Origin of the sequence: Sulfitobacter sp. W074 (genome assembly GCF_025142275.1) — a bacterium.
GTDB classification, from domain to species: Bacteria; Pseudomonadota; Alphaproteobacteria; order Rhodobacterales; family Rhodobacteraceae; genus Sulfitobacter; species Sulfitobacter profundi.
Genome location: NZ_CP081130.1, coordinates 2,545,438 through 2,568,262, shown reverse-complemented (window position 1 = coordinate 2,568,262; position 22,825 = coordinate 2,545,438). Strand labels below are relative to the sequence as shown.

The following is a 22,825-nucleotide window of genomic DNA, read 5'->3' as shown; positions in this document are numbered from 1 at the left end:
CTCATGGTCGCACTCTCTCGCCGTGCCTTTCTGGGGGGCGCCGCTCTTGCCAGCCTTGGCGGCGGGACTTGGGTCTTTCGCCGGGCGCAGGTGCAGGACCGCGCGGAACAACTCTATGCCACGCCGCTGACCCCGCCGGCGGGGCCGATGCAGGTCTACCATCTGGGGCATTCACTGGTGGGCCGAGACATGCCCGCGATGCTGGCGCAGATGGCGGGGGCCGGGCACAGCTATCACAATCAAACCGGCTGGGGCAGTTCGCTGCGCGATCATTGGGAGCCGAATGTGCCGGTGAATGGGTTTGAGCGCTCTAATGACCATGCGCAGCACCGGCCCGCCCGGGCGGCGATCGGTTCGGGCGATTACGACGCCGTGGTTTTGACCGAGATGGTCGAGATTGCCGACGCCATCCGCTACCACGACAGCCCCGACTACCTTGCCCGCTGGGCCGATCTGGCGCAGGCGGCCCGGCCCGACACGCGCGTCTATCTTTATGAGACATGGCATCACACCGACGATGGCAAGGGGTGGCTGAACCGGATCGACCGTGACCTCGATCAATACTGGCGGCAGCAGGTGATCTACCCCGCTTTGCAGCAATCGGAGGTGCCCATTTATCTGATCCCCGCCGGGCAGGTCATGGCGGCCTTTGGCCGCGCAGTCGATGCGGCCGGAGGGGTGGGCGGCATCATCAGCCTGCAGAACCTCTTTTCGCGCGATGAGCAGGGCCGCCGCGATACGATTCACTTCAACGATCAGGGGGCCTATCTTGTGGCGCTGACCCATTACGCAACGCTCTATCACCGCGACCCGGCGGGGCTGCCGCATCAGTTGACCCGCGCGGATGGCACCCCGGCTGACACACCAAGTGCAGAGGCCGCAGCGCTGATGCAGCGGGTGGTCTGGGACGTGGTCCGTGCCCATCCCGACAGCGGTGTCGCGGCATGAGCGGTCTGGGCGGGCTGTTCTCGGTCTTGATGGTGGGCCACAGCCTTTTTGGGGCGGACGGGCCGGATATGTTGCAAGAGGCGCTGCGCGCCGGGGTGGGGCAGGGCGAGGTGCGCGCGCAGATCATCAACGGCGCGCCCCTGCGTTATAATTGGGACGAATCTGACCGGGCCGAGGGCGTGGATGCCCGCACTGTCTTGCCCGAAGGGCAGACCACCCATCTGATCCTGACCGAGGCGATCCCGCTGGCCAATCACACCCGTTGGTCGGATACCGAAGTCTATGCGCAGGCTTTCTTTGGCCTTGCTGCGGCGGCCAATGCGACGGTGAAGGTCTATCTGCAAGAGACATGGCATTCGCTGAAAAGCGGCAGCGGAGAGGCAGTGGCCTATGACGACCACGCCCATATCCCTTGGCGCGAACGGTTGCAGAATGATCTGCCCGCATGGGAGGGGATCGCGGCGGCGGTGAGCGATGGGCGCAGCTCTGACACTGCGACGATTGAGGTGATCCCCGCCGGGCAAGCGATGGCGCGGCTTTACGATGAAATCGCCGCCGAACGTGTGCCGGGGCTGAATGAGATCGACGCGCTTTTTGCCGATGACATCCACCTGAACGATCTGGGCCACTACTTTGTCGCCATGGTGCAATATGCCACGCTGACGGGCAAAGATCCCTTGGGCCTGCCGACGGATTTCAATGACCGTTGGGGCAAAGCGTTTGACACGCCCACCCCCGACCTCGCGCGGGAGCTTCAGCGTGTGGCGTGGGATGCGGTGCGAGAGTATCAGGGCAGTGCTGTGGTGCCGGTGCCGCCTGCCACGCGCCCTGCCGCCGCAAACAATGCACAGACCGCCCCGATTTCGCCCACTGGCCCGCCCGCGGTGCCTGAGTCTACGCTTGCCCGCGATGAGCCAGCGCCCGCCCCAGATGAACCTGCGTCCGCTCCTGATGAGCCAGCGCCGGCCCCAGATGAGCCCGAAGTACCTGTCACGCCGATTGCGAATGCCCCGTTCAAGATCACACCGCCGCAGGACGCCGTCGCAGGCACCCGCGACATGGGCATCGGCCTTGCCGCCATCGCCGATTGGAGCGTGCAGGCTCCTTTCCTCGACCTGATGAAAACCGCGCGCCCGTGGCTTGGCCATCTGGCCGGGCGCTTTGGCGGGATGGAATATGCGCAACTGGTTGAGGGTGGCTACCTCGATTCCGAAGGCTGGCCGGTGAAGATGCCCCGCGCCTTGGGCAGCATCGGCACATTGATCCTGACCGACATGCCGCCGCAGGCGACCACGCTCAGAGGCCGCTATCTGCTTCGCTTTGAGGGGCAGGGCGTGATCGAGGTCACGGGCCGGGCCGAGAATGTCCGCTATGGCAAGAACGAGGTGCGGTTCGACTATGCGCCGGGGCCGGGCAGTGTCGACATTCGCATTCAGCGCATGCACCGCAGCGATCCGCCGCGCGATATCACCGTCGTGCGCGAAGACCGCGCTGCCGATTTCGACGCTGGCGCGCGGTTCAACCCCGATTGGACGCAGCATCTGACCGGGATGAAGGTGCTACGCTTCATGGATTGGATGGGCACCAATGACAGCCCCATCGCCGCATGGGAGGACCGCCCGCGCCCCGAGGATGTGACCTATGCCCTGCGCGGTGTCCCGGTAGAAGTCATGGTCGCCTTGGCCAATGAACTCAAGATCGACCCGTGGTTCAACATGCCACATCTGGCGGATGATGGCTATGTGACCGCGTTCGCGACCTACGTCGAGGAGACGTTGAGCGAGGACCGAAAAGCCTATGTGGAATTCTCCAACGAGGTTTGGAATTGGCAATTCGCCCAGACCCAATGGGCGGATGAGATGGCGCAGGCCCGCTGGAATGAGGCCGAGAAGGGGATGCAGTTCTATGGCCTGCGCGCCGCCGAAGTGGCGCGCATCTGGACGGATGTCTTCGGCGGTGAGGCTGAAGCGCGGTTGCGCAATGTGATCGCGAGCCAGACCGGATGGCTGGGGCTTGAGCGTGAGGCTTTGGAAGCCCCGCTTTACCAAGCTGAAAAAGCAGGAAACCGCGCGCCCGCCACCGCCTTTGATGCCTATGCGATCACCGGCTATTTTGGTGGGGTGCTGGGGCTGGAAGACAACGCCGAGTTGGTCAAGGATTGGCTGTCGGAAAGCCTCGAATTGGCCCGCGCCGAGGGGGAAGCGGAAGGGGTGAGCGGCAGCGCTCTCGACGATTATATCAAGACCCACCGCTTTGACGCGGCCACCGCCCGTGCGGCGAAAGATCTGCGCAACGGTGGCATCAGCGGGCTTCAAAACGATACGCTTGCCGACCTTATTGGCCGTGTCTGGCCCTATCATGCCGCCGTGGCGCGGGCGCATGACCTAGATCTGGTGATGTACGAAGGCGGCAGCCATGTGGTTGGCCTTGGGGCACAGGTGAATGACGAAAGTCTGACCGCCTTCTTTCACCATCTCAATTACGCGCCTCAAATGGGCGCGCTCTATACCGATTTGATGGCAGGGTGGCTGGCTGTCGGCGGGCAATTGTTCACCCATTATTCAGATGTCTATGCCCCGACGAAATGGGGGTCTTGGGGCGCGCTGCGCTATCTGGCGGATGAAAATCCACGTTGGGACGCTTTGAACGCATGGAAGTAGCAACAGGCGCGTTCCAAGGGGTGAGCGTGTTGATCCCCGCCCATAATGAGGCCGACTGGCTGCCCGCCTGCCTCGACGCGCTCTGCGCCACTGACCCGGTGGCGGGGCCGGTGGAGGTGATCGTCGTGGCCAATGGCTGCACGGACGACACCGCAGAACTGGCCCGCAGAAAGGCCCCCGCGTTCGAGGCGCGAGGCTGGGCGCTGCGGGTGCTGGAACTGGCTCAAGGCAGCAAACTCGGTGCGTTGAATGCGGGCGAGGCTGCGGCGCGGGGTGCGGTCTTGGTCTATCTCGACGCCGATGTGCTGGTCTCACCGCCCCTGCTGGCGCAACTGGCCGGGGCACTGGCCGAGGACGCGCCGCGCTATGCCAGCGGGATGCCGCAGGTGACGACCTCAGGCGATTGGGTGACGCGCCATTACACGCGGTTTTGGCAGACCACCGGCTTCATGACCCATGGCGTGCCGGGGTTTGGTGTCTTTGCCATGAACCGCACCGGGCGGGCGCGTTGGGGGGATTGGCCGGACATCATCTCGGACGACACTTTCGCGCGGCTGAATTTCCGCCCCGAGGAACGCATCGCGGTGCCTGCCCCCTATGCTTGGCCCATGATCGAAGGCTTTGCGCCGCTGGTGCGGGTGCGGCGGCGGCAAGACATTGGCGTGGCCGAGGTCGAGCAGCTTTTCCCCGACCTGATGCGCAATGATGACGCGCATGATCAGATGCGCCCCTTTTGGCGGCGCGCGCTGGCGGACCCTTTGGGGGCGCTGGTCTTTGTCGCCGTGCGGCTGACGATTTACGCACCGGTCTTTCGCAGTGCAAACCGCTGGGTGCGGGGGCGCTAGCGGGCGGCGTCTTGCATGTGGTCCGCGAGCTTTGCCGCCTCGCGGGACACATCATGGCGCGCGAAGACCCGCGCGCGGGCGTTCGCTCCCATCTCTTCCAGCGTCGAGAGCGGCGCGTCATGCAGGGCGGTCATCGCCTCGGCCAAGGCCGCCACATCGCCTGCGGGCACCAGCCAGCCGGTTTGGCCGGGCTGCACCAGTTCCGGCGTGCCTGCGATATAGGTGGCGATCACCGGGCGGGCGGCGGCCATGGCCTCCATCACCACCATGGGCAGACCTTCGGCGAAACTGGGCATGACGAGCGCATGGGCAGCGCTGAGTTCGGAGGTAACTCGCGCCTCGTCGACCCAGCCGGTCAGGGTGATGCGATTTTGCAGGGTATGGCGGGCGATTTCCGTTTCAATCGCGCGGCGCAAAGGGCCGTCGCCAATCAGCGTCAGATGCAGATCGAGGTGGCTGTCGCGCAGCTGGGCCATGGCGTCGATCAGGGCAAGCTGGCCCTTCTGCTCCACAAAACGCCCGATGGAGACGAGGCGCCGCGGGCCATCCGGCAGGGCGGCGGGGGCAGGGAATTTAGCGGGCTCAATGCCGCAATGCACAACTTTGATGCGCGGCCAATCGGCTGGGTCAGCCCATCGGCACAGTTGACTGCGCCCGAACTGGCTGATCGCTACGGCAAATGCCGAATGATGGATTTTCGCGCCGAGTGACAACGCGCGGGGGCTGTCGAATTCCTCAGGCCCATGGGTGGTGAAACTATAGCGCGGCCCGCCAAGCAGGTGGCAAAGCATCGCGACCATCGTGGCGTTGGTGCCGAAATGAGCGTGCAGGTGCTCTGTGCCGCTGCCGTCCAGCTGCGCCTGCAGATAGCATGCCTCGGCCAGATAGATCAGATGGCGGGCCATCCCAGTCTCGGCCCGACGTGCGGCGTGCCAGACTTCGCGCAGCGCTTTGCCGAACCGGCGGGGCGAACGCAGGACACTGCGCAGGCTTGCATGGGCGAGGGCGGCCCCGCCAGCGGCCAGAACATAGTGGCTGCGCGCCTCTTCGGCCTTGTCCTGCCCATCGACCAGCGGCACATCGGGGCCGCGCATGGCAAAGCGCAGCACCTCATGGCCCGCCGCCTCTAGCGCCGCGATCTCGCGGCGGATGAAGGAATGCGAGGGCTGCGGGTAGGTGTTGAGGATATAGGCGATCTTCACGGGGGGCGCGGCCTTGGCTTATGGCTGATAAACCTTGTTACCCGCCCGCTTGCCACTGGCACAAGGGCGGGCAAGCCTTTAGTCTCTCGCAAAGAATTGGCAAAGGCGCAGCAACGGGTGTTTTCACAGGTTTCCCAAGCGGTGACGGGCAATCGCCTGATGGCACGGGCGCTGCGCTCAACCTCATGGATCGTCTTGGGCTATGGCGGGTCGCAGGCGATCCGGCTGGCCTCGAACCTGATCCTGACGCGGCTGCTTTTCCCCGAAGCCTTTGGTCTGATGGCGCTGATACAGGTGGTGATCGTCGGGTTGACGCTGTTTTCGGACGTAGGCATCGCGCCCTCCATCGCACAGAGCAAACGCGGCGATGATCGCGACTTTCTGGACACCGCGTGGACGATTCAAGCGATCCGGGGGCTGTGCCTCTGGCTGGCGGCCTGTGCGCTGACGTGGCCAGTGGCGGCGTTTTACGATGAGCCTTCGCTGCTGACCTATCTGCCCATCGCGGCGCTGAGCCTTGTGGTCGCCGGGTTCAATCCCACGCGGATCGAGACGGCGCACCGGCATCTGCAAATGGGGCGGCTGACACTGCTGGATCTGGCGTCACAGGTGATTGGCATCGTGGTGATGATCGTGGGCGCGGTGCTTTATCAATCCGTGGCGGCGCTGGTGGTCGGTGGCGTGGTGGGGGCGCTGGCAAAACTGGCGCTGACCCATGCGTTCCTGCCGGGGCCGGGCAACCGCTTTCGCTGGGAACGGCCTGCGGTGCAGGAGTTGGTGCATTTCGGCAAATGGATTTTCCTGTCGACCATGTTTTGGTTCTTTGCCAGCCAAGGGGACAAGGCGATCTTGGGCAAGTTCCTCTCACTCGAAGGCTTGGGGATCTACAATATCGGTTATTTCCTCGCCAGTTTTCCGCTGCTTTTGGGGCAGAACGTCACCGGGCGGGTGATGATCCCGATCTACCGCGAGGCCGGGGGCGGCGATCATCCCAAGCTGCGGCGGATGCGCTATGGGCTGAGCGGGGGGCTGCTGATGCTATTGGCCGCAATGGCGCTGGCAGGGCCGTGGCTGGTCTCAGTACTCTATGACCCGCGCTATCTGCAAAGCGGCGCGATTCTGGTGATGCTGGCGCTGGCGCTGATGCCGCAGGTGATCGGGATGACCTATGACCAAGCGGCGCTTGCGGCCGGGGATTCGCGGCGGTTTTTTATCTCCTCGGCCTCGCGGGCCAGCTTGCAGATTGGGTTGCTGTTGGCGGGGGTGATCGCCGCCGGGCTGCCCGGTGCGTTGATTGGCCTAGGCGCGGCGATGGCGCTGTCGCATCTGGTGCTGATCTGGCTTGCGCGGGCGCATGGCGTCTGGGACGCGCGCCACGATTTGATCTTTGCCCTGCTGGGGATCGTGCTTGGCGCACTGGCGCTTTGGCTGCATTGGGGCCGGGTACAGGGGCTCAGCGCTACGGTCTGAGCGGATCAGCTCTTTTGCTTGCGTGCCATACGTGCGGCGCGGCCCTCTTTACCTGCCTTTAAGCGTTCTTGCCATACTTTGCCCAAGGTGCGGCGCTTTTCGCGGGGGCTGAGGTCGGGGATCGACACGACGGGGATGAGCCCCGTCTCGCGCGTCATCTGCCGGGAAGAGCGGATCACCGGGCGGCGCAGTTCCAGCAAAAAGGCCACGATCAGGGCAAGCGCGAAGCTGCCCATGCCACCTATCGCCGCCCGCTTTTTGCGGCTGAGAGAGACGGGGTAATCCGGCAGTTCGGCCTGCTCCAGCGTGATCAGTTTCTCACCCCGTTGATCGGATTCGAGTGAGAACCCCACCTCCGCTTCGTTGCGGCGGGCGGTGATCACCTCCAACTGGTCCTGCAACTGGGTCAGGCGACGATCAAACCGGGCCAGTTCACGCTCGACCTCGGGCGAGGTTTGCAGGCTGGCGGTCAGCGTTTCGCGCTGCTCTTGCAGCAAATCGCGCTGCGTGGTGAGGCTTTCCAACGTGGCGTCCAGTTCGGCCTGTTCGCGGGCGATGGTGGCGGCGCGGGCGTCGGGGTTGACCCGGTCGCGGGCCAGCCGGGTGGCGATGATCTCGCGGTCAAGCTCAAGGAGGGCGTCGTTCAGGCTGCTGATTTCGCCGCGGCGAAACTCAAGACTGCCTTCGAGAGACAGATCATTCTCGGCCCGGTAATCGGCCAGTTCCGCCTCAAGCTCAGAGATGTCGCGGATCAGGTTCTGCTCTTGGCGCTGAAAGAACTCCAAGGTCTCTTGGGTCTGGCTTTGGCGTTGGGCCGCCGACATCTGGCGGGTGCGGTCGGCAAATTCGCGCGCCACGGCCTGCGCATCGGCGGGGTTGTCCATCTCGGCGGTGAAGGTCATGACAGAGATGGTGCCGTCATCGGCAAAGCCCTCGCGCGCGGCGGCCACACCGGTGATGGTAACCGAACGGCGCAGCAGATCAACCTTTTCCGACATCCGCAGCGCGGTAAGATCATCATAAAGATCAAAGTGTTGGATGATGTCCACGAGGGTGCCGCGGGCCATCAACTGCTGTTCGATCAACTGCAGACGACGCGCCGATGACCCCTCTACGGTGGAGGGGGCCAGATCATTGGCGATCTTGGGCTGCTCGATCTGAATGACTTCGGAAGATTGGTAAACATGCGGCGTCGAAAGCGCCCAGTAGACCGAGGCGATGCAGCCCAGTAGCGTGATCAAAATGATCACGCCCGCCCGACGGCGGAGCATGTCGATGATGTCATCGAATGTATAGATCGGTCCCATGTGCCTCTTTCCAACCTGCCTAAAGCCCCCGACCGTTGCCCGGCGGAGTTTCCCTGCCTAGACCAGAAGACTTGGGCGATAATAGGGCGCTAGAGGGGGCAGCGACAGGGGGTGTCAGGCATATTTCGGCAGGCTGGACGCGCGCGCCCGGTTCAGTACGATGCCCAAGAGCGGCACCTGACCTTCGAGCATGCGTTCGCATTCGCGCAGATGGCGCGCCATTGTTTGCGTCCCGTCCGAGATCAGCAACACACCATCAAGTTGCGGCAGGAATGCCGACAGATCGTCATGCTCCAACATGGGTGGCATATCATAGAGAACGATTTCTGGCTGCAGCGAGGCACGCAGGCGCAGCAGTGTTTCGGCGGTGGCGCTGTCTTGGAGGATTTCCGCGGCGTTCACCTCGGGCTGGTCATTCAGGCCGAGGGCCAGCGTGTCACTGACCCGCAGCATCCCTTTGCCAAGATCGACCCGTCCGCTGAGCAGGTCGCTCATTGCGCCGGGGGCTTGCAGGTCAAAAGCGCGGGCCAGACCGGGGTTGCGCATGTTCATGTCCATCAACACGGTGCGCGATCCCGGCACACGCGACAGGCTCAGCGCCAGATTGGTCGCTGAAAAGCTGTTGCCGCAGCCCGAGGTGGGGGCGGTGACAGCGATATTGACCCAGCGGTGCTCTATAGTGGTTTGACGCAGGCGCGTGCGCAGCAGGTCAAAAGCCCGCGCGGCGGCGCTGTTGCGGTGATCGTCGACCAACGGCATGTCCCCCCCGGGGCCGGGGGTGGCGATGGGCAGGTCTTGCCAACGCGGCGCGCGGTCGTCGCCGATATAGCGCGACACGGCCGGAGCGGCGGTGGGCAACGTCTCTTCAGACGCAAGATCGCCGTCGAACTCATCCTCATGGTCGATCACGGTGCGGCGCGGGCGGATGCTGTGCCGCATCCCCGGGCCGCCAAACTGCGCCGACACATCGCTGTTGTCCGCGCCAAGGGCGTCGGATGCATAGAGATCTTTCATCGTCTTCCCTTTCGATTTTCTGAACATGAGGCGCTAATTTTCTCGTTGTTGCCGGGCGCGGCAAGCATCGCTCAGCACCCGGTCCGGCGCAAGACGACGCCAACGGTTTTGAGCAGAATCGTCAGGTCCATCGGCAGCGAGAGATTGCGGCGATAGGCGGCGTCGACCTCATTGCGGTATGTAAAACGGCTGTTGTTGCGCGCCGAGACCTGCCACAACCCGGTGATGCCGGGGCGCAGGGCGAAATAAGCTTTCGCTTCGCCGTACATCTCAAGCTGGTCGGGCATCATCGGACGCGGGCCAATCAGGCTCATGTCGCCTTTAAGCACGTTCCAAAGCTGCGGCAGCTCATCCAACGAGGTTGCCCGCAGGAAGGCGCCAACCCGTGTGATGCGCGGATCGTCCTTCAGTTTTTGCATCTCGTCCCATTCGGCCCGCATCGCCGGGTTCGCGGCAAGGTAGCTTTCCAACACGGCATCGGCATCGCGGACCATGGTGCGCAGTTTCAGGATAGAGAAGCGTTTGCCCCCCCGCCCAAGACGCTGCTGGGTATAGAAGGGCTGCCCGCTTTCAATCCAAAGCGCCAGCGCGCAAAGGGCGATGATCGGCAGCGCGATGGGCAGGGAGGCAAGGATCAGCAGCCGGTCGATAATCGGTTTCGCATAGCGCCCATAGAGGCCGGTAGGACGCAGACGAAAGGCCGCCAAAGCGCGCGGCGCGGGCAGCGCGGCGGCACCCGCAGCAGCAGGCTGCGTGCGGCCCAACATCGGGCCGGCGAGGGCTTCCATTGAGCCATAGGTATGGCTGTGGGCGTCAAAGTACTTCATTCCAAACCCCCCAGGGTTCATTCGCATTCAATCGGACCTGTCCGGCCCACGGCGCCTTCGCCCCGCTTTGTCTCAACGGCCTAGGCGGCCTATACGTTCAGGTAGGATATGTATCATTTGTTACCACCTTTTCGCCTTATTCGATCCATTTTCTCAGAAACAGACTGTTTCGCAGGAGAGGGGGGTGGCAGAAATTAGCGAGGGAACTGTAGGGGTTAGGCAGGGGGGGCTCGGGCGTGGACCCTGCTGGCATGCCGCGAAAAGAGGGGTGCGGATGGGCGGGAAAGTGTGTATCAAGAGCTTGATATTGTTGTGGAATATCTTTTATTTCAGGGCTGTTCCGCGATGCGCTCCGTGTATCGGCCGCTTGCATCTCCTACACTGAGGCACTTGTGGAGGGATGAGATATCGGCACGCCTGCGGTCACCTCTCGCGGAGCTCTCACAAAAATGTCAGGGCGATAAATGGGCGACAGTTGGGCGCAGGTAGTGGATGTGTGAAAGCAAATTCGTCCTGCATGGCAGCAAGATTTCAGAGGATTCTTCGGTTGGTTGTGAGGCTTGGCTTGGTGCGGACCAAGGCAAATACTGAAGACCCAAAAATTACTGTGTTCAAACGAGAGGAAAGGACACCCTGGGTCAAGATGAGCGTGCCCCGCCACCCACCAGTACAGCAGCCCCTCATTACCACCGACGATTTGTCGCTGGTTGCGTCACACAACCCAGCCGAGGTCTATTCTCCGTTTCAGCTATTGCCGTTCACGACATGTTTTTTGCCGGAACGCTGCACGTCCTCGGCCAAGGGCGTCGGCAGGTCGAAGTCGTCGAAGGTGCCTGCATAGCCGTTCCCGCCCATCCGGCCGAGCGCGTCGAGTGTTTCTGCCGCGCCGGTATGTCGGGCTTCGCCATAGGCTGGCGGATCTGACGGATACTGTGCTGGTCGATGGCCTAGTAGCCTCCGCGATCTTTGCCGCTGCGTTGACCTGTTGCTGAATGCACGTGAACTGTAGACCTGCACTGTCGGCGTCAATTTTTGGCTTAGGGTTGCGCGTGGGCGTTAACGGCGTCGCCTATGGGCAAAGCAGTGTCACCGTTCTCGCTCGGCGCGGGTCAGAGAGGTTTTCGGCCCAAAACCTTAAGTGTTACCGCCCGACCAAACCGCATCACCGGGTAGACCGCCTTCGCAACGCGGTCCGAGCTTAAAACCCCTCGCCGCCGCGACAGACGCGAGAGCAGGGCGACAGCTTTCGCGCCATGGAAAACCTCACCGTCAAGATCGACGATCATCCCATCGTTGAGATCCAGACCATAACTATTGGCCCTGGTTCGATCGGTGCGCGCATTGATCAGTTCAACGGCATGGCCTTCCCGAAGTCGAAGGAGCGCGACATAGTTTGCGCAAAAAGGACATTCACCATCGTAGACGATCCGCAGCGGCGTCATGGCTCTTGTATTCTCTTGGTGAACTTTTGGACGGATTGCGGGTCCAACAACGCAAGGTATAGCAGCATCATCGTCGCAGAATAGGTGCTGACGGGGAGCAACAGGTAGAACGTGGAATGCATGCTTAACCCGATGAAAATGGCCGTTGCGCGATGGCGACGGGTAAGGATCGCATAGGCGAGAAAATATTCGACGACCAAGACGGCGCAGGACATCAACGCAAGGAGCATGGGAGAAGCGAGAAGTATCTCAAGCGTGCGACCCGAATAGCTCCAAACGAAAATCTGTTCGAGCCTTTGTCCTGAAATGAAGGCTTGGTCTGACTTGTCCACCGCAGTCCAGAAATAGAGTGCCGACATTTGCAGGGCGATCAGGCGCTGCCCCCACAAGATGCCGTGTTCAGGTAGAACCCGATTTCCGCTCTGGATGGCCGTCCATCGGTCAAAGGAATAAGACCGGCCGCAATCCGTAAACATGAGGAAAATACAAGAGATGCCAAGAAGATAGACATGGTGATGATTCCAACCCGCGGTACCAAGGCCCGCTTGTCTCATCCCGTATAGAAGAAATATTGTCAGCCCAAGCAGACCGATTGACAGTCTGGCGCGGACGCCCAGCAGGGCTGCGATTGCAAAGATAAAGAAGACCAATCCCAGCAGCAGTTCGCTGAATGTCTCCGCCGCGAAGGGTGCGACTTCGGCACCGAAGCGGACAATTGCCATGGTTGCCAGCCCAATTCGCATAAGCGCAACTGCCCGCGTTGGACCAGTGGCGTCTGGGCCCCAAGCGACGAAGTCGCGCAACATCACCCCAGCGTTCATGGCTTCTTCCCTTCGCTGGAGGCGCAGATATTTTCGATCTTCAAGGCTTGCCAGCCCTGACGGGTTCCAACCGACCCTTCGAAACGAACCGAACTTGTTTCAGGTGCCGTTGCGCATAGGGGCGCGGCAAAATGGGCGAAATGCTCTGTCGCGAAAATGCGATTCTCGAAAAGGTAGTGCAAAATCAACGGATATTGCTCGATATCTGCCGCTTCCAATGGGGTGTGCATTGTCTCGGCACCATCCTCATGTCGCACGACAAAGCGGCCATTGGGAATGCCCACACCCACCCCAGAGAACATGACCCACTCGCGCAGCCATGGCGAATGGGAGCCGAAGATCTGTCCAGGAGCCGGGCCCAGATAGATCAATACCGCAAACAAGCCGAAAGCAATGTGGCGCGCTAACATCGAAAGATTTCCGCTCTGCGGGCGTGACACGGTTCCTGGTGTGGGTACATCGGTCATTGTTGCGGCCTCTTTCACTGCTTGCGCCAGTATCTAGGTTTCACACAACCATGTTAAGAAATCGGGACGAAAATTGGGCAAAATGTGAGCCATGGTTGGAAAACATAGAAATTGCACCGGGTTTGGGCAGTTAGATGCTTGATAGGTGACTGAAACCCCGCAGTTCACATTGCCCAACGGCAGGGGTGATTTTACTTCCTTCGCTCCTATCTGACCCGATCTTCGGCACTGCAGGGAACAACTGAAATCTGCCCATTTTGAATAAAACCACCCATTAGCGAACGCAAAAATTGACGAACCGAGGAGGGTGCAAGCACCTTTCTGATTGGGCCTGCATGTTCAATCCGTTAATTTCGGGGCGCACTCGATTTTCTCGGTGCTACTGTCGTGGCGGCCACTCCTCCTTTGCGTTCGTCCAAAGTGTACCGCTCTGCGCCCGCTCTACGCCGTGTTGATAAAGAGCGTTCATATAGGTTGATGAAAACCGATCCGACGGATCATAGACGATCCCAGATTTCGGATCGATTGAAGTTACCGAAAAGCGTAGCCCCCGTTCGCGTGCGTAAAGCTGGGTCGCGTTGACCTGCAGCAATGCGTTGGCTCGGCCTGTTGTCGTGAGTGCCTGTTGCGAAATGCTTAGCGCGGATCTTCCTACTGTTTCAGGGGCCGGATTAAGCGTGTTGTTGATCAGGACGTAAATATGCCCGCCTTGCAGCCTGTGGTCAGGTGTCGTGAACGCGAAGTTGGGGACCGCCAGAAACTGCATGTGTACGCCCCCGTCGACATGCGTTTCCGCATAGGTTTTACCCCCCGCAGTGTATCGCAGATTTACCGGCGGAAAGAGCCCCGGCAGTGCGGCAGAGGCGCGTAAGATGCTGCGAAACAACTCGTATTGCCCTGCGGCGGCGATGGCGCCCATGTCCCAGACCGAGGCCCGCGCACTATCAAGTTCCGAGGTGACAATGAGCAGGCTTTTTCCCGTTCTGTGCTTTTGCGCGATGGCACGAAGGAACGAGGGTTGGGTGTGCTGGGTGATCAACGCAGCCAGCGGCGCGGTGTCATATAGCGCGTCGCTAAAGACCGCTTGAAATGGCCGCATCCGCATGATGTCACCTGCGTCACTTTCGGTGAAAACGCGGGTTAGAACATTATCGTAATTCGGTCCCATAAACGCAAACGGAGCGATGAGGGCGCCGGTCGAAATGCCGGTCACCAAGTCGAAATTGGGCCTGTCGCCGCGCTTTGACCAGCCCACAAGCGCGCCCGCCCCAAAAGCACCGTCCTCACCGCCGCCGGATAGGGCCAGCACGTTCGGCCCGGCAGAGGGGTCCGGTAAAGATGACGGGGGATGCAGGTGTTTGCGCCATTCATCCGGCCCATCATCCGCAAAGAGACGAAACCGCGACAGCGGGTCATTGTCCGTTTCGACGCGCGTCGCCAAAGGCGTCTGAACGGGGCTTGTGCAGGCTGAAAGAGCGGTGGCCCCAAGGCCCATGAGAAACGAACGGCGGCCCACAATGCCCTTGTTTGGTTTCGTGCAAATCATCTTAATTCCCTCAGGGGCACCGAGCGATGGGCCTTGCTCGGTAAGCTGTGATTCAGCCCGATGGTTTTCGTGGTCGGGCGCGGTGATCTGGTAGCGGGCGGATGCAGTGCCATCCTCAAGTGTAAAATCTACGGTCAAGGGACGCTCAGCGCTCTCCGTCGTGATCGGTTCGTCTATGTCGGAATGCACCAAAACCGCCCGAGCGAGACTAAGTGAGGCGCGCATAAGTAAGCCCGGGCAAAGGTGGGGCGGAGGTTCAATTCAGCCTATCCGTTTCTCGGCAAGACACGGAGAATACGGCAACCCCCTGAGGGTTGCCGCATCGCAATCTCGTGGCGAAGCGCGACCTAACCCTTCTTCGGCATATTGGCCGGGGCGCACGCCAGTGGCACATCTGCTTTGGGGGACATACAGGTGCCCCGAACGGTGCCGCCATCGCGGCCCGAGAACTCGCAGACAGACTGTGGCTCAACATTCTCGCAAGCTTCAATAGCCTCGCGCGGCGGGCGGCCTGCGCGTTCTCCCTGACCAGAAGGCGCAGATTGCGCATAAACGGTGCCTTGATCCGTTGCCGAAGCACTTTCAGCGCGCACGGCGGAAATGTTAAGCGCGCCCAGAACCACAGCGGCGAAGGTGATCGCGAGGATGATGCTTTGGTTGCCTTTGATGCGGGGTACTGTTGGCCGGTAAAGTGGGATCTTACGTTGGGCCGCAGCCTGTTCGCGTTGTGCTCTAAGTTTATCCATGAACATCGTAGGTTCTCCTGTTGTGGCGTTAAGTCGCCATTCACAGGGCCTTTTTCCATGTTCTTTGAGCAGTGAGTTTGCAGCAATTATGCAGCGAGAATGCAGATCGTAAAAAAATGCACTCTGTAGCTTTTCTGGCTCAATTCTCGAAAGGTTGGGGGAGGGGCGGCCCCTTTAGCCATCGTAGGCGTATCCCACCCCATAGACAGAGCGGATCGGGTCCCAAGTGCTGACCGATGCGATCTTGCGCCGGATGTTTCGAATGTGGCTATCGACGGTTCGGTCAAAAACCTCTGTGTCGCCGGGAAAGGCCAGTGCAAGCAGTTGGTCGCGCGAAAAAACGCGGCCTGGCCGGGAAGCAAGCGCCTGCAGCACCGAGAATTCCCGGCGTGTGAGGTCAAGGAGGCTGCCATCCAGTGTTGCCTGCCACCGGTCGCCGTCGATGATAAGGCGGTCGTTCGTGGCAGGGCTTTGTGCGGGCTGACCCATAGGGCGTCTGCGTAAAACCGCCCTGACCCGCGCGACAAGCTCACGCGGGGAGAAGGGTTTGCACAGGTAATCATCTGCCCCCAGTTCAAGACCCAGAAGACGGTCGATTTCTTCTACTTTCGCGGTGGTCATGATGATCGGCACATCGGATGTTTTGCGCAATTCACGACAGATCGTCAGGCCATCCACCTCGGGCAGCATCAGATCCAGAATGACCAGGTCATGCTGATTTGTCTGGGCAAGCGCGACGGCACCCGCGCCCGTACCCAACATTTCTACGCTCATACCGTCAGCAAGCAGGTAATCCCGCACGACTTCTGCAAGTGCTATTTCGTCTTCTACGATCAGGATGCGCGCCATGGTCACATTGCTTGTTTCGGCAATCGTATGACAATTTGTACCCCGCCCAACTCGGATCGGCCAGCAGAGATGGTGCCGCCATGCGCCTCTACGATGGCCCTACAGACGGAGAGCCCCAGCCCAGACCCCCCATGCGCGCGAGACCGCGATGCCTCCACGCGGTAGAAACGGTCAAACAGCTTGTCCCCATCGTCTTCGGGCGCGGCTGGCGGCGTGTCCTCTACAGTCAGCTGCGCGAAACCCTCGCCGTCTTGCAGATTAACGCGTATCTGGCCGGGCCCATCGGTATATCGAAAAGCGTTCTCAAGCAGGTTATCCATGACTTGGCCAATCTGCCCTCGGTCACAGGGAACCCACATCTGCATCGGCAGATTAAGCTCCAACTCTATCCCTTTAGCGCTGAGCTTTGAACGCATCGTTTCAGCCGCCTGCTTCACAAGGGACGGGAGGTCTTCTTGTTCAATTGACGATGTCAGCTCGGCTTCGCGGCCATAGGACAGTGTTTTGAGGTCCTGTACGAGACGCGACAGTCGCATGAGCGCTGCATGCATTTCGGTCAGCGTTTTGTCGTCGGGCTGGCGGATCCCGTCCTGTAGCGCCTCAATCTGGGCGCGTAGCACCGCAAGCGGCGTTTGCAGTTCGTGGCTGGTATTGGAAATCCATTCACGCTCGGCCTTAGCGGTTTGTTCAAGTGTCGCCGCCAAAGTGTTGTAGTGGCCGATCAACTGCCCCAATTCGTCACTTCTGTCTTGTTTGATCCGGGCCGTGTAATTGCCCGCCGCCATCGTTTTCGCGCCGGCCTCCAACCGCCGAACGGGCTCAAGCAACTGGCGCGCGATGATAAACGCAGCCGCAGCCGAGAGGGCGATGGCGATCAGCGCTGCAAGAGCAAGAGAGGCATACTGCCCGCGCAAAAAGAATGTGTCGCTCGCATCTCGTTGCTCCATCGGCGCGTTCAATCCGATATAGCCAAGAAGGTTTGCGCCCGCGCAGGTGTTGTTCGCGCATACGGGGCGCCGCTCAAATAGCGCCGAGCGTTCAATATGGCCCGCGATCTGATTGCCATCGCGGTCAAGCAGCACGATACGTTTTTCCAGCCTCATATTGTCATCGCCTAATGTAAACGGCGGTGGGTTGTCTGGCCTTGGTGGGGGTGGTGCTTCAGGTGGAAATCTCGGGGACCGGCTTGGGAGAGGGGCATGCGCATGTACAAAAGCAGCCCACAGTTGCGGGTCTTCATCAAACTCGGCCCAGCCGTCCTGCCCACGCTCAGCCAAGGATGTTGCGAGCTCGTCGAACCGTGCCAGTTCCCCCCTGAGCAGGTAGCGCGCAAAACCCTCGCGCATCCACAGGGCGACCATCAGCGCCATCACCAATACGATAAGAATGGAAATCGCTGCGACGGCTGTGAAAATCTTGGCAAACAATGACTTCCGGATTGGGTTCATATGTTAGGTCTACCACCAAAATGTGCAGTTAGTTTGCAGGGACACCAATGGTTCAACGCTCCAACAGTGGCCTGCCGATCACTACCAGACGGTATCAATCCTCAATACCCACAAGACAAAAAACGCTGCCGCAAGCCAAGGGCCAAAGGCCAGTTGGTCCGTTCGTCCACGCTGGGTGATAACCGCAAAGCCCAAGGCGCCGAGCGCCGCCAACAGCACGACCATCGGCAAGGCGCTAATACCCAGCCACGCGCCAGCGGCGGCCAGAAGCTTCGCATCGCCGAGCCCAAGCCCTTCTTGCCCTCGCAGTCTGAAAAACAAACTGCCGAGCGCCCAGAAGGTCACATAGCCGACAATCGCCCCCCAGATCTCGCCCCCCGGTAATGTGCCCCTAGCATAGGCAATTAGCGAAAGCCCCAGAACGATGAGCGGCAAGGTATACCGATCCGGCAGGCGCTTCTCGCGCAGGTCGATCCGTACCAGCAGACCCAGAAACACGGCCAAAATGGCCGTGCTCGCAAGGAATAGGGCAGGCGACATATCCGCGTTCAAAGGCATTCCGTTGGCCTACAAATCATCCCGTCCTTCGGCAACAAAACTTTTTTCAGAAAGGTTGAAACCTTTTCTTAACGAACCACGTGACTGCGTTAATGCGGGTACTGAGTTGCATTTTTTTCAGCGTTCGCAGGGAGAGTAGAACCAACAATTACATCAGAAAAATGCCAACTTGGGAGAGACAAATGACTATTTCTGTTCGTACCCTGCTACGAGGGAGCTGCGCCAGCGCATTGTGCCTGACGACGACCCTTGCATCAGCGTCGTCACACCGCGAAGCGCCCGGTATCACCGAGCAGCCAAAGATCGACGCCACCGATTTCTACATGTTCAAAAGCTATGAGGCAGGGCGCGGCGACTATGTGACCTTGATCGCCAACTACCAGCCTTTGCAGGCCCCTTATGGCGGTCCGAACTATTTCACCATGGATCCCGATGCGATCTATGAGATCCACGTCAGCAACGATGCCGACGCCGAGGAAGAGATCACCTTCCAGTTCAAATTCGACAACAACCTGACGGGCGGCACCGGTATCCAGCTTGATATCGGCGGTGAGACCGTGGGCATCCCGCTGCGCGCGGCTGGCCAGATCACCGCCAGCAACCCCACAGCCGCCTTGGGCGAGACCGAAAGCTACGGTGTCACCATGATCACCGGCGACCGCCGTAGCGGCGATCGCGCCGAACTGACCCACTCGGGCGGTGCAACCTTCACCAAGCCTCTCGACAACGTCGGCAACAAGACACTGCCCGACTACGAGGCCTATGCCGACGCCTATATCTACGACAATGTCGAGATTCCGGGCTGTGGCACCGGCCGTGTCTTTGCCGGTCAGCGCGAAGAAGCCTTTGCCGTGAACCTCGGCGAGATCTTCGATCTGGTGAACCTTGTGCCCGTGCAAGGCCCTGATAACCCGATGTGGCCGCAGTACAATGACCCGGATTTCAATGCGAACGGCATCGTGCAGGACCGCGCCAATGACGATCTGATCGGCAAGGCCAATGTCACCACGCTGGCACTTGAAGTCCCGATTGACTGCCTGACCCAAGGCGATGAAGCTGTGATCGGCGCTTGGACCACCGCAAGCCTGCCGCAGGGTGAGCTTGAAGATCCGTCGCCGACCTATGAGCAGACTTCGCTCTTTGGCGGTGCTTGGGTGCAGCAGTCGCGTCTGTCGAACCCGCTGGTGAACGAAGTCGTCATCGGTCTGGCCGACAAGGACCTCTTCAACGCTGCCGAGCCGACCATCGACGAAGCCCTCGCGGTCTATGTCACCAACCCGACTTTGCCGGCCTTGCTGGACATCCTGTTCCGGGACGCGCTTGGTGCCTCGGGCGACATCGCACCGTCGAACTTCCCGCGCAATGACCTTGTGACGGCGTTCTTGTCGGGCTTTCCGGGTGTGAACCAGCCAGCTAACTTCGATGCGTCCACCGACCTGTCGGAAATGCTGCGTCTGAACACCACTTTCCCGGCGACACCACGTGATGATCAGCACACCTTTGGCCTGCTGGCCGAAGATCTGGGTGGTTTCCCGAACGGCCGTCGCCCCGGCGATGACACGGTCGACCTTGCCCTGCGTGTGATGATGGGCCGTCTGTGCCACAACGTGCCGCTTGGTCAGGAAGTCAGCGGTGATCCAAGCGCCGAAGACAGCATCAACCTTGGCCTTTGTGGCGATGGTGACCCTGATGACACAGCACCAGCGGGCGAAGTTCCCTTCACCGATGGTGCGCCGTTGCGGGCCACCGAACTGCGGGCGTCTTTCCCCTATCTGAATACGCCGATCGCCGGTTCGCCGAACAACTAAACCCAAAGGAATAGGAGAATTCCAATGTTAAAGAATATCTCGATTCTTGTGCTTCTGGGCGGTGTTTTGGTCGCCTGCGGCGGCGGGAGCGGGCTGAATGGGATCGCCTCGCTGGGGTCGGACTTTGCCCGTGCCTTCGCGCAGGATCGCAACGATGAGCCGATTTCCCTCGCCGGGGTGTCGTTGCCCCAGTTCCCCACACGGGAGCCGTTTAACCCGTAAGGGGACGGCAAGCGCCTGATTGGCGCGAGTGACCTGAAGCGCGGCCTTCCCCCCGGGAGGCCGCGTTTTTCTTGGCGTCCGTGGTTTTTAGGGGCGAAAGGGCGGCGGGTCGGGCAGGGGGGCTGCATCTGCCCCTTGGGGCGAGAAACTGCGCGCGATGACGCGCACTTCCTTTTTGCCCAGCACCGTGCGGCGCAGCAGCCGCGAACTCAGCGTGACCGTGAGACCGTCAACCTCGGCCCGGCTTTCGACGTCAAAGACCGCCGAGGTGAAGCCAATCCCGTCCAGCGTCACAATCCCCGCGTCGGTGAGGTCGCCCTTGGTAAGAAAGCCCGCCGCCGCGCGCCGTTTTACAAGCTGTCGCGCCGCACTGGGCGAGCCCAGCATCACGGCCATCACCGTCTCATTGGCCGTGTTCAAATTCACATTCCCGGACTGCGGCAGCAGGCTGACATGGGGTGCCAGCGCGGCGCGGGTCTGGGCGTCCAACGCTTGGATTTCCGCCAAGTCCCGCACCGGGCCGCGCCGGATCAGGTGGTCATTTATATCGAGCGCCACACGGTCCGGCAGTTCCAGCGCAGTGATCAGTTGCGCCAATGTCTGCTGCTGCGCAAGCCGGCCCGCCGCCAAGGCATTGAGGTCAAACCGCGCCTGCGCGTCATTCACGGTGATCGAGAAGCTGCCGGTTTCCAGTTCAACTTCCTCCTGCGCGGCCAGCGCCCAAGGCTCGGCCATATGGTCGGTCTCGGGGGCCACTTCCATGTCGCGGCGCAGGGCGGCGACCAGTGATGCCTCCGCGCCAAGCGCCAGCGCTTCGGCCTGCGTGGCCGCCGCAGCCCGGCGGGTGCGGTCCATCAGGTTTTCCTGCGAGGTGAACATCAACACGACAATGGCCGCGCCAAGCGCCAGTGCCACCAGCACGTTGATCAGGATCACCCCAGCCTCACGCGCCCTCATTTCGGCACCACTTGGCTTAATGGCACCAGCCGCCGCAGCGTGCCTGCTCCGGTGATCTCAAGGCGCAGGTCCACGGCAGACGCCGGAGTGTCGCTGGCGGGGTCAGGCCAGGTGTCATGCCAAATGCCCGCGCCGTCGAGCACCCGAAAGGTCAGGCTCTCGACCTCTGGCACAAGGGTCTGCGTCAGATCGGGGTCAGCGTTTTGCGTGCCCGACTGGCGGTGCAATTCCCCCTCGGCACGCAGGTAGCGGCGCAGGGTGCGCCCGTCTTGCAGCGGAGCCGAGAGTACGCCCGCCTCCAACGTGACCGCCTGCGGATCGGCTTCGATCAGATCGCGGCCAAAGATCATGAGCGCGCGGTCAAGCCGGGCCAGATGCTCCAGCCGCCCATCGGTCTGCGCGCGCACCCGCAGGATCGTGTCCAAGGTGGTAAAGGCGGCAAGACCGACCATGGCAAAAAGGCTCAGCGCCACCAGCATTTCGACCAATGTCACCCCGGCCATGCCGTCGCGCCGAGGGGTCATGCGCCGGTCGAGCCGATCAGGTTGTTGGCGCCATTGGTCACACTAAGGATCGCCAGGCCGCGGCTGCATTGCCCGTCTTTCTGAAACCGGTAGGGGCCGACAACACCGTCAAAGCCCGCCTCACGCAGCAGTCCCTTGCGGTCTTGCTGGGCAATCCGGCCAAGGATGCGGGCCATCTCCACGGCGTCGAATGCCAGCCCTGCCAGCACGCCGGGGTCGGCCTCGCTGACCTCGGCAAAGGCGGTGGCGAAGGCTTCGAAACCCACCGGGTCGGGGGCGGCGAACCACCCGTCTTGCAGCGCCGCGATCCGGTAGGGGGTGATCGAGGCCCATTGCTCGGAGCCCAGCAGTTGCACCCCGCTGGATTTGAGGGCAGTGGCCTGTTCCTCGAAGGGTCCGCCGACCACGGGCAGATAGACCGCGTCGGGCAGCGCGCCGCCGTTGGCCGCGCGGATTTTGTCCACCAGCCCTGCGGCCGAGGCCGCGACCACTGGGGCGGGCATCTTGATCCCAACGCTGGCCGCCACCGCCTGCGCGGCTGTCGCCGACAGGGCCCCGAAGGCACCGGGCGGGACGACGGTGGCCACGCTGCGCTTGCCACGTGAGGCCGCAAACCCAAGGATCGATTTGGCCGATTGCTGCGGGGTGATGCCAAAGACAAACAGGTTCCCCCCAGCGATTGAGCTGTCGTTGGACAGCGACACCACCGGCACATCCACCGCCGCCGCCACGGCGCGACTTTGCCCTGAGAACATTGGCCCAAGGATCATCCGCGCGCCGCCCGCCTGCGCGGCTTTGGCCGCCGCAACCGCCGAGGCGTCGCTATCGCCCGCGTCAACCACCGCCACCTCTGCGCCCGGTGCTGTGGAATTGCCGCCAAGGCTTGCAGCGGCCAGCATGATCTGACCTAATGACGCTCGCGGCCCGCTGAGAGGGGCCAGCAGAACCGCCTGACCCACCGCATTCGCTGGCGGCAGCTTGTCGCCCCCCTTCAGAGACAGCCCGCCACAGCCCGACAGACCAAAGAGCGCCGATGCCCCACCAAGACCCAGCAACAGACGCCGCCGTGTCAGCGCCGCCCCAGCCCCGCAAATCGCGGCTTCGGGGGTTTGTTTCGCTCGTGCTTTTGGCATCTTTCGCGCTCCTTTTTTACCTGGCTGCATT

General features: G+C 61.5%; 21 protein-coding genes. 6 read left to right on the top strand and 15 right to left on the bottom strand.

The genetic code is table 11. From position 1 onward, the window contains the following. Positions 1–3 precede the first annotated feature (3 nt). The 3 genes from K3762_RS12680 to K3762_RS12670 are packed head-to-tail and all read left to right on the top strand — an operon-like array spanning position 4 to position 4,453. A complete protein-coding gene (locus K3762_RS12680; protein ID WP_132445128.1) occupies positions 4–948 on the top strand; it encodes a hypothetical protein in 945 nt (314 codons plus the stop codon). After that, positions 945–3,608, top strand: coding sequence for a hypothetical protein (locus K3762_RS12675; RefSeq protein WP_132445126.1), 2,664 nt, complete (start codon positions 945–947; stop codon positions 3,606–3,608). Before K3762_RS12680 ends, K3762_RS12675 begins: the two co-directional genes overlap by 4 nt. Next, positions 3,599–4,453, top strand: a complete 855-nt coding sequence (locus K3762_RS12670) for a glycosyltransferase family 2 protein (RefSeq protein WP_132445124.1) — start codon at positions 3,599–3,601, stop codon at positions 4,451–4,453. Before K3762_RS12675 ends, K3762_RS12670 begins: the two co-directional genes overlap by 10 nt. On the opposite strand, the gene K3762_RS12665 is transcribed toward K3762_RS12670, so the two are convergent. Next, positions 4,450–5,655: a glycosyltransferase gene (locus K3762_RS12665; protein WP_132445122.1), complete on the bottom strand. Its 1,206-nt coding sequence runs from the start codon at positions 5,653–5,655 to the stop codon at positions 4,450–4,452. The two genes, K3762_RS12670 and K3762_RS12665, sit on opposite strands and share 4 nt — an antisense overlap. Positions 5,656–5,814: 159 nt before the next feature. Here K3762_RS12665 and K3762_RS12660 point away from each other — a divergent pair, with 159 nt between their 5' ends. Beyond that, complete coding sequence (locus K3762_RS12660) at positions 5,815–7,125, top strand: oligosaccharide flippase family protein (RefSeq protein ID WP_132445236.1); 1,311 nt, start codon at positions 5,815–5,817, stop codon at positions 7,123–7,125. 5 nt (positions 7,126–7,130) lie between these two features. Here K3762_RS12660 and K3762_RS12655 read toward each other — a convergent pair whose 3' ends face one another. The 11 genes from K3762_RS12655 to K3762_RS12605 all read right to left on the bottom strand — a co-directional run bounded on the left by K3762_RS12655 (position 7,131) and on the right by K3762_RS12605 (position 18,150). Further along, on the bottom strand, positions 7,131–8,432 hold the full coding sequence (locus K3762_RS12655) for a Wzz/FepE/Etk N-terminal domain-containing protein (RefSeq protein WP_132445120.1): 1,302 nt from the start codon (positions 8,430–8,432) through the stop codon (positions 7,131–7,133). A gap of 114 nt (positions 8,433–8,546) precedes the next feature. Next, complete coding sequence (locus K3762_RS12650) at positions 8,547–9,446, bottom strand: CpsD/CapB family tyrosine-protein kinase (RefSeq protein WP_132445118.1); 900 nt, start codon at positions 9,444–9,446, stop codon at positions 8,547–8,549. Positions 9,447–9,517: 71 nt separating this feature from the next. Then, positions 9,518–10,234, bottom strand: coding sequence for a sugar transferase (locus K3762_RS12645; protein ID WP_120352243.1), 717 nt, complete (start codon positions 10,232–10,234; stop codon positions 9,518–9,520). Positions 10,235–11,382: 1,148 nt separating this feature from the next. Then, the gene (locus tag K3762_RS12640; protein WP_067622436.1) at positions 11,383–11,715 is read right to left on the bottom strand and encodes a DCC1-like thiol-disulfide oxidoreductase family protein; all 333 of its coding nucleotides are present in this window, start codon (positions 11,713–11,715) and stop codon (positions 11,383–11,385) included. Further along, positions 11,712–12,536 carry an HTTM domain-containing protein gene (locus K3762_RS12635; RefSeq protein WP_132445116.1) on the bottom strand — a complete coding sequence of 275 codons (825 nt, stop codon included), beginning with the start codon at positions 12,534–12,536 and terminating at the stop codon, positions 11,712–11,714. The genes K3762_RS12640 and K3762_RS12635 overlap by 4 nt, the downstream gene beginning before the upstream one ends. Further along, positions 12,533–13,003: a hypothetical protein gene (locus K3762_RS12630; RefSeq protein ID WP_260009687.1), complete on the bottom strand. Its 471-nt coding sequence runs from the start codon at positions 13,001–13,003 to the stop codon at positions 12,533–12,535. Before K3762_RS12630 ends, K3762_RS12635 begins: the two co-directional genes overlap by 4 nt. Positions 13,004–13,382: 379 nt before the next feature. After that, a complete protein-coding gene (locus tag K3762_RS12625; protein WP_260012815.1) occupies positions 13,383–14,738 on the bottom strand; it encodes a patatin-like phospholipase family protein in 1,356 nt (451 codons plus the stop codon). A 158-nt stretch (positions 14,739–14,896) separates the two neighbouring features. Further along, complete coding sequence (locus K3762_RS12620; RefSeq protein ID WP_132445110.1) at positions 14,897–15,295, bottom strand: hypothetical protein; 399 nt, start codon at positions 15,293–15,295, stop codon at positions 14,897–14,899. A gap of 174 nt (positions 15,296–15,469) precedes the next feature. Continuing rightward, positions 15,470–16,144, bottom strand: coding sequence for a response regulator (locus K3762_RS12615; RefSeq protein ID WP_120351474.1), 675 nt, complete (start codon positions 16,142–16,144; stop codon positions 15,470–15,472). A gap of 2 nt (positions 16,145–16,146) precedes the next feature. Beyond that, entirely contained in the window at positions 16,147–17,571 is a 1,425-nt protein-coding gene (locus K3762_RS12610) for an ATP-binding protein (RefSeq protein WP_260009671.1), read from the bottom strand. Positions 17,572–17,673: 102 nt separating this feature from the next. After that, positions 17,674–18,150: an A24 family peptidase gene (locus tag K3762_RS12605; RefSeq protein WP_132445107.1), complete on the bottom strand. Its 477-nt coding sequence runs from the start codon at positions 18,148–18,150 to the stop codon at positions 17,674–17,676. A gap of 182 nt (positions 18,151–18,332) precedes the next feature. On the opposite strand from K3762_RS12605, the gene K3762_RS12600 reads away from it, so the two are divergent. Together K3762_RS12600 and K3762_RS12595 are read left to right on the top strand one after the other, a co-directional pair. Beyond that, complete coding sequence (locus tag K3762_RS12600; RefSeq protein ID WP_120351471.1) at positions 18,333–19,958, top strand: DUF4331 domain-containing protein; 1,626 nt, start codon at positions 18,333–18,335, stop codon at positions 19,956–19,958. A gap of 24 nt (positions 19,959–19,982) precedes the next feature. Beyond that, entirely contained in the window at positions 19,983–20,180 is a 198-nt protein-coding gene (locus tag K3762_RS12595; RefSeq protein ID WP_132445105.1) for a hypothetical protein, read from the top strand. Positions 20,181–20,267: 87 nt separating this feature from the next. Here the strand turns inward: K3762_RS12595 and K3762_RS12590 are convergent, their stop codons facing one another. From K3762_RS12590 to K3762_RS12580, 3 genes are read right to left on the bottom strand one after another with little or no spacing between them, the layout of a single operon-like run. Then, entirely contained in the window at positions 20,268–21,137 is an 870-nt protein-coding gene (locus K3762_RS12590) for a general secretion pathway protein GspK (protein ID WP_260009665.1), read from the bottom strand. Then, positions 21,134–21,661 (bottom strand): type II secretion system protein GspJ, encoded by a 528-nt coding sequence (locus K3762_RS12585; protein ID WP_260009662.1) that lies wholly within the window; start codon positions 21,659–21,661, stop codon positions 21,134–21,136. Before K3762_RS12585 ends, K3762_RS12590 begins: the two co-directional genes overlap by 4 nt. Continuing rightward, positions 21,658–22,794 (bottom strand): ABC transporter substrate-binding protein, encoded by a 1,137-nt coding sequence (locus K3762_RS12580; protein WP_260009660.1) that lies wholly within the window; start codon positions 22,792–22,794, stop codon positions 21,658–21,660. Before K3762_RS12580 ends, K3762_RS12585 begins: the two co-directional genes overlap by 4 nt. Positions 22,795–22,825: the final 31 nt, after the last annotated feature.

Excerpts from the sequence above, each read along its gene's own strand:
- K3762_RS12680 (WP_132445128.1), top strand. The coding sequence starts at position 4 with ATGGTCGCACTCTCTCGCCGTGCCTTTCTGGGGGGCGCCGCTCTTGCC.
- K3762_RS12675 (WP_132445126.1), top strand. The coding sequence starts at position 945 with ATGAGCGGTCTGGGCGGGCTGTTCTCGGTCTTGATGGTGGGCCACAGC.
- K3762_RS12670 (WP_132445124.1), top strand. The coding sequence starts at position 3,599 with ATGGAAGTAGCAACAGGCGCGTTCCAAGGGGTGAGCGTGTTGATCCCC.
- K3762_RS12660 (WP_132445236.1), top strand. The coding sequence starts at position 5,815 with ATGGCACGGGCGCTGCGCTCAACCTCATGGATCGTCTTGGGCTATGGC.
- K3762_RS12655 (WP_132445120.1), bottom strand. The coding sequence starts at position 8,432 with ATGGGACCGATCTATACATTCGATGACATCATCGACATGCTCCGCCGT.
- K3762_RS12650 (WP_132445118.1), bottom strand. The coding sequence starts at position 9,446 with ATGAAAGATCTCTATGCATCCGACGCCCTTGGCGCGGACAACAGCGAT.
- K3762_RS12645 (WP_120352243.1), bottom strand. The coding sequence starts at position 10,234 with ATGGAAGCCCTCGCCGGCCCGATGTTGGGCCGCACGCAGCCTGCTGCT.
- K3762_RS12640 (WP_067622436.1), bottom strand. The coding sequence starts at position 11,715 with ATGACGCCGCTGCGGATCGTCTACGATGGTGAATGTCCTTTTTGCGCA.
- K3762_RS12635 (WP_132445116.1), bottom strand. The coding sequence starts at position 12,536 with ATGAACGCTGGGGTGATGTTGCGCGACTTCGTCGCTTGGGGCCCAGAC.
- K3762_RS12630 (WP_260009687.1), bottom strand. The coding sequence starts at position 13,003 with ATGACCGATGTACCCACACCAGGAACCGTGTCACGCCCGCAGAGCGGA.
- K3762_RS12620 (WP_132445110.1), bottom strand. The coding sequence starts at position 15,295 with ATGGATAAACTTAGAGCACAACGCGAACAGGCTGCGGCCCAACGTAAG.
- K3762_RS12615 (WP_120351474.1), bottom strand. The coding sequence starts at position 16,144 with ATGGCGCGCATCCTGATCGTAGAAGACGAAATAGCACTTGCAGAAGTC.
- K3762_RS12605 (WP_132445107.1), bottom strand. The coding sequence starts at position 18,150 with ATGCCTTTGAACGCGGATATGTCGCCTGCCCTATTCCTTGCGAGCACG.
- K3762_RS12600 (WP_120351471.1), top strand. The coding sequence starts at position 18,333 with ATGACTATTTCTGTTCGTACCCTGCTACGAGGGAGCTGCGCCAGCGCA.
- K3762_RS12595 (WP_132445105.1), top strand. The coding sequence starts at position 19,983 with ATGTTAAAGAATATCTCGATTCTTGTGCTTCTGGGCGGTGTTTTGGTC.
- K3762_RS12590 (WP_260009665.1), bottom strand. The coding sequence starts at position 21,137 with ATGAGGGCGCGTGAGGCTGGGGTGATCCTGATCAACGTGCTGGTGGCA.
- K3762_RS12585 (WP_260009662.1), bottom strand. The coding sequence starts at position 21,661 with ATGACCCCTCGGCGCGACGGCATGGCCGGGGTGACATTGGTCGAAATG.
- K3762_RS12580 (WP_260009660.1), bottom strand. The coding sequence starts at position 22,794 with ATGCCAAAAGCACGAGCGAAACAAACCCCCGAAGCCGCGATTTGCGGG.